Origin of the sequence: Phytobacter sp. V69 (assembly GCF_965644215.1) — a bacterium.
In the GTDB taxonomy this organism is placed as follows: Bacteria; Pseudomonadota; Gammaproteobacteria; order Enterobacterales; family Enterobacteriaceae; genus Phytobacter.
The window spans coordinates 1-5,570 of record NZ_CBFFRL010000253.1 but is presented as its reverse complement, the minus strand read 5'-3'; the positions used below and the strand labels follow the sequence as shown (position 1 = coordinate 5,570).

At 52.6% G+C, this 5,570-nt stretch carries 6 protein-coding genes; 5 read left to right on the top strand and 1 reads right to left on the bottom strand.

Features of this window, described 5'->3' with window-relative positions; all coding sequences use genetic code 11:
* Nucleotides 1–122 precede the first annotated feature (122 nt).
* On the top strand, nt 123–296 hold the full coding sequence (locus tag ACSZPU_RS22800) for a hypothetical protein (protein ID WP_499003468.1): 174 nt from the start codon (nt 123–125) through the stop codon (nt 294–296).
* A 106-nt stretch (nt 297–402) separates the two neighbouring features.
* Here the strand turns inward: ACSZPU_RS22800 and idnK are convergent, their stop codons facing one another.
* Nucleotides 403–927: a gluconokinase gene (gene idnK / locus ACSZPU_RS22795; protein WP_499003466.1), complete on the bottom strand. Its 525-nt coding sequence runs from the start codon at nt 925–927 to the stop codon at nt 403–405.
* Nucleotides 928–1,148: 221 nt separating this feature from the next.
* On the opposite strand from idnK, the gene idnD reads away from it, so the two are divergent.
* The 4 genes from idnD to idnR all read left to right on the top strand — a co-directional run bounded on the left by idnD (nt 1,149) and on the right by idnR (nt 5,419).
* A complete protein-coding gene (gene idnD, locus ACSZPU_RS22790; protein ID WP_499003464.1) occupies nt 1,149–2,180 on the top strand; it encodes an L-idonate 5-dehydrogenase in 1,032 nt (343 codons plus the stop codon).
* A gap of 24 nt (nt 2,181–2,204) precedes the next feature.
* On the top strand, nt 2,205–2,969 hold the full coding sequence (gene idnO / locus ACSZPU_RS22785; RefSeq protein WP_499003461.1) for a gluconate 5-dehydrogenase: 765 nt from the start codon (nt 2,205–2,207) through the stop codon (nt 2,967–2,969).
* Between the two features lie 64 nt (nt 2,970–3,033).
* Complete coding sequence (locus tag ACSZPU_RS22780; RefSeq protein ID WP_499003459.1) at nt 3,034–4,353, top strand: gluconate:H+ symporter; 1,320 nt, start codon at nt 3,034–3,036, stop codon at nt 4,351–4,353.
* Nucleotides 4,354–4,420: 67 nt separating this feature from the next.
* Nucleotides 4,421–5,419: a DNA-binding transcriptional regulator IdnR gene (gene idnR, locus ACSZPU_RS22775; RefSeq protein ID WP_499003458.1), complete on the top strand. Its 999-nt coding sequence runs from the start codon at nt 4,421–4,423 to the stop codon at nt 5,417–5,419.
* The last annotated feature ends 151 nt before the right edge of the window (nt 5,420–5,570 follow it).

Here is a 5,570-nt window from a genome sequence, read left to right as displayed (position 1 = left end):
CGTAGCGAGCCATAGTTCAATATGTTGTTGAAAAAGACAGTTACTATAACTCAGGTGATTAAGGGACACAGCCTAAACCCGACGCCGCCTGGCATGCCGATGAGGTTATCGACTATTTCGTCATGCGTTTTCGCTGGGGTGATTTCTATATTCTCTGTCCGGACAATGAGGTCACGCCGGAGATGGATAGCCGACGCATCGCCTGGGCTTATCTGGATATATTGCAAAATCGCCCGGCGCTCTCACGCTGGCATGAATCCTGGCAAGCGGATTTCGCCGCCTGGATGAAGAGTTAACGAGTACCGCGAAAGCGACGCCGGGCGAGGGCTCCCGGCGGATAACCGAGGCGCATCGTTGGGTTTATTGCGAAACTCACCATGCACGCCTGGCTGAATGAATCCGTTATCCCTTTTTGGCCCGCAGCGCAGCAACCGCCTGCACGCACTGCGCAACCACGTTATCGACATCATGATCGATATCTATGCGTATCACATCATCCTCTTCCTGTTCCGGGCGCTCCAGCGCCGCGAACTGGCTGTTGAGTAATTCGACCGGCATAAAATGCCCCTGCCGTTTAGCCATTCTCGCAAGGATGGTTTCGTAATCACCGTCCAGCCACAGAAAGCGTACATTCGGGCTGCCTTTGCGCAGAATATCCCGGTAGCGTTTTTTTAATGCTGAACAGACAATTAAGCCCGTTTCATTCTTTTTATACAAACTGTAAGACGCATCATTTAATCGTTCCAGCCACGGTAATCTGTCTTCATCGGTTAAAGGAATGCTGGCAGACATTTTATCGATATTCTTTGCCGGATGGAGATCGTCACCATCAATAAATTTTGCGCCTAATACGGCAGCGGTTTTGGCCCCAACCAATGATTTACCGCTACCTGATACCCCCATTAGAATATAACTCTCACCGCGCATTTAATTACCCCCCCCCCTGTCTCATCTTGATGACGCGGATATTACCGTGCTAATGACGGTGGGTTTATTTTTTTCTGCACATGTAAAGCAGAATTATAAAGTGCGTCACGTTATGCGTAACAATGCAGTGTAACAATTTTTGAGCGTGATGCGCGTCACAATTCAGGTCAGGAAAAACCGCTTAAATGCCCACCAGGCCACGTCCTGACCAGAGAGGAAATATGAAGATTAAAACCCAATCCTGCGTTGTAGCGGGAAAGCAAACTGTTGACGTTAGCGACCAGGAAATAGAATGGAATAATAAAGGTACATTGGTGCAAATAACCCGTGGGGGGATTTGTGGATCCGATTTGCATTATTATCAGGAAGGCAAAGTAGGGAATTTTTCTGTAAAAGCGCCCATGGTGTTAGGCCATGAAGTGATTGGTAATATTGTTCATACAGATTCAGAAAAAATACAAGAAGGGCAAACCGTTGCGATAAATCCATCAAAACCATGTGGCCATTGTAAATATTGTCTGGCGAAAGAAGAAAACCAGTGTACGGAAATGCGTTTCTTTGGCAGCGCCATGTATTTCCCGCATGTTGATGGCGGATTTACCCGTTTTAAAGTCGTGGATACCGCGCAGTGTATTCCTTTTTCCGGAAATGCCGATGCCAAAACGATGGCCTTTGCTGAGCCGCTGGCGGTTGCCATCCATGCGGCGCATCAGGCGGGTGATTTACAGGGTAAACGCGTCTTTATCTCCGGCGTTGGCCCTATTGGCTGCCTGATTGTTAGCGCGGTGAAAACGCTGGGTGCCGCCGAAATTGTCTGTGCAGATATCAGCCTACGCTCCCTTGAACTGGCGAAAAAAATGGGAGCCGACACGCTGCTCGACCCCGGTAGCGCAGACCTGACGCCATGGAAAGCTGAAAAAGGCTATTTCGATGTCAGCTTCGAGGTGTCCGGCCATCCGACCTCCATCACGACCTGCCTTGAAGTGACGCGCGCCAAAGGGGCGATGGTTCAGGTGGGCATGGGCGGCGCGGTGCCGGATTTCCCGATGATGATGCTGATCGCCAAAGAGATTGCGCTCAAAGGCTCTTTCCGCTTCACCACCGAGTTCAATACCGCGGTCTCCTGGCTGGCGACTGGCGTGGTTGATCCGCTGCCGTTACTGAGCGGCGAATACCCCTTTACCGAGCTTGAGCAGGCGCTGAAATTCGCCGGTGATAAAACCCGGGCGGCCAAAGTTCAACTCGTTTTTTAATGCATCGTGATAAGGAATAAGACCATGAATGACCTTTTTTCACTGGCGGGCAAAAATGTGCTCATTACCGGTTCCGCGCAGGGTATTGGTTACTTATTAGCAACGGGCCTCGGGAAATACGGCGCGCAAATTATCGTTAATGATATCAATCAGGAGCGTGCCGATGCCGCCGTCGCCAAATTGCATGCGGCGGATATTCGCGCTGTCGCCGCGCCGTTTAATGTCACCCAAAAAGCGGAAATCGATGCTGCCGTTGCCCGTATCGAAGAGCAAACCGGGCCGATTGATGTGCTGGTGAACAATGCCGGGATTCAGCGCCGCCACCCGTTTAATGAATTCCCGGAACAAGAGTGGAATGACGTGATTGCGGTTAACCAGACGGCGGTTTTCCTGGTATCGCAGGCGGTGACGCGCCGCATGGTGGAACGTAAAGCCGGGAAAGTGATCAACATCTGTTCCATGCAGAGCGAGCTGGGCCGCGACACCATCACCCCCTATGCCGCCTCTAAAGGTGCGGTCAAAATGCTGACCCGTGGGATGTGCGTCGAACTGGCACGATACAATATTCAGGTCAATGGCATCGCCCCGGGTTACTTCAAAACCGAGATGACCAAAGCGCTGGTGGAAGATGAAGCGTTCACCGGCTGGCTGTGCAAACGCACCCCTGCAGCGCGCTGGGGCAACCCGGAAGAGTTGATTGGTGCGGCGGTGTTCCTCTCCTCTAAAGCCTCCGATTTTGTTAACGGCCATCTCCTGTTCGTTGACGGCGGCATGCTGGTCGCTGTGTGACCCATTAGCACTAAGATGCAGCGCTGCGGCGCTGCTGGTTCGGCACATAACAAGAGATACGATTATGCCATTACTGATTATCGCGGCAGGTGTAGCGCTGCTGCTGGTCTTAATGATTGGTTTTAAAGTTAACGGGTTTATCGCCTTGGTGCTGGTTGCCGCCGTCGTGGGATTTGCCGAAGGAATGGATGCGCAGGCTGTGTTGCACTCTATTCAGGGAGGGATTGGCGGAACGTTAGGCGGCCTGGCGATGATTCTCGGCTTTGGCGCCATGCTGGGGAAACTGATTTCTGATACCGGGGCCGCGCAGCGTATCGCCACGACGCTTATTGCGACATTCGGAAAAGAACGGGTGCAATGGGCGCTGGTGATCACCGGGCTGGTGGTCGGGCTGGCCATGTTCTTCGAAGTAGGCTTTGTCCTGCTGTTGCCGCTGGTGTTCACCGTGGTCGCCTCATCCGGCCTGCCGCTGCTGTATGTCGGCGTACCGATGGTGACCGCGCTGTCCGTGACGCACTGCTTTTTGCCGCCGCATCCGGGACCGACCGCTATCGCCACCATTTTTGAAGCCAATCTGGGAACAACCCTGCTGTATGGCATGATCATTACTATTCCGACTGTTATCGTCGCCGGGCCGCTGTTTTCTAAACTGCTGACGCGCTTTGAGAAAGCGCCGCCGGAAGGGTTATTCAACCCGCATATCTTTGCCGACCATGAAATGCCGGGCTTCTGGAACAGTATTTTTGCCGCGGTGATGCCGGTTATCCTGATGGCTATCGCGGCGGTGTGTGAAATCACCCTGCCGAAAGGCAACGGCGTGCGGGTCTTCTTTGAATTTGTCGGTAACCCGGCCGTAGCGCTGTTTATTGCCATCGTGATCGCCGTTTTCACCCTTGGGCTGCGCAATGGGCGTAACCTCGAAAAGGTGATGGAGATGGTGGGGGCGTCCATCGGTGCTATCGCCATGATTGTCTTCATTATTGCGGGCGGTGGTGCGTTCAAACAGGTGCTGGTGGATAGCGGCGTTGGCAAATACATCTCACAGCTGATGACCGGTACGACTCTGTCGCCGTTGCTGATGTGCTGGACCGTTGCCGCGGTACTGCGTATCGCGCTGGGCTCTGCCACCGTGGCGGCCATCACCACGGCGGGTGTAGTGCTACCGATTATCAACGTTACGCATGCCGATCCGGCGCTGATGGTGCTGGCAACAGGGGCGGGCAGCGTAATTGCGTCACACGTCAACGATCCAGGATTCTGGCTGTTCAAAGGCTACTTTAATCTCAGCGTTGGTGAGACACTGCGCACATGGACAGTAATGGAAACGCTAATTTCGGTCATGGGCCTGCTGGGCGTGCTGATCCTTAACGCTATCCTGCATTGATCGCATGTCGAAATGATGGAATTCACAGGGGAAGTAGCCTAACTGCTTCCCCTGTGGAGGAGAGACGATGAGAAACCACCGAATTTCGCTACAGGATATCGCGACGCTGGCGGGGGTCACCAAAATGACCGTCAGCCGTTATATCCGCTCGCCTAAAACCGTGGCGAAGGCAACCGGTGAGCGCATCGCGATGATCATGGAAGAGATCAACTATGTGCCCAACCGCGCGCCGGGCATGTTGCTCAACGCGCAAAGCTACACGCTGGGCGTGCTGATTCCCTCCTTCCAGAACCAGCTGTTTGCCGACATTCTTGCGGGCATTGAATCCGTGACGTCTGACCATAATTATCAAACACTTATCGCGAATTATAACTACAACAAGGAGTCCGAAGAGGAGTCGATCATCAACCTGCTTTCCTACAATATCGACGGCATTATCCTTTCCGAAAAACACCATACGGTGCGCACCGTTAAGTTTCTGCGCTCTGCCAAAATCCCAATTGTGGAATTGATGGATGTGAAGGGCGGCAAAATGGATATGGAGGTAGGGTTTAACAACCGCCAGGCCGCGTTTGATATGGTCACAACCATGCTGGCGAAACGGCAGCGGCGCAAAATTATCTATCTCGGCTCCAAAGACGATATGCGTGATGAACAGCGGTTCTGTGGCTACTGCGATGCCATGACGCAGCATCATCTGGAAGCCTGGCGCATCAATCCCCGCGCCAGTTCCTCTATCTATCTGGGGTCGCAGCTGATGAAAGAAGCCTTAACGACGTACCCGGATCTCGACGGCGTTTTTTGTACGAATGACGATATTGCCATGGGGGCGCTGCTGTATTGCCGCGAACACGATCTGTCTATTCCGGAGCAGATTTCGATCGCCGGTTTTCATGGCCTGGAAATGGGCAAACAGATGATCCCCAGCCTGGCGAGCGTGATCACGCCGCGTTTTGATATTGGCCGCATGGCGGCGCAGATGTTATTGAATAAGTTAAAAAATGACGTTCTCAATCACAACACGGTCGATTTGGGTTATCAAATCTACCAGGGTAAAACTCTGTAACCTTTCTCTGAACCCGCGCCACGCCGTAATTCCTTCAATTCCCTGTAAGAAAAATTTAATTCGTCTTTACGGTGAAGCGCGAATTCAGATAATAAGTGCAACGCTCGGACATGATTGTGGAGAGTGTAGGAGGAAGGGTTAACTACCGATA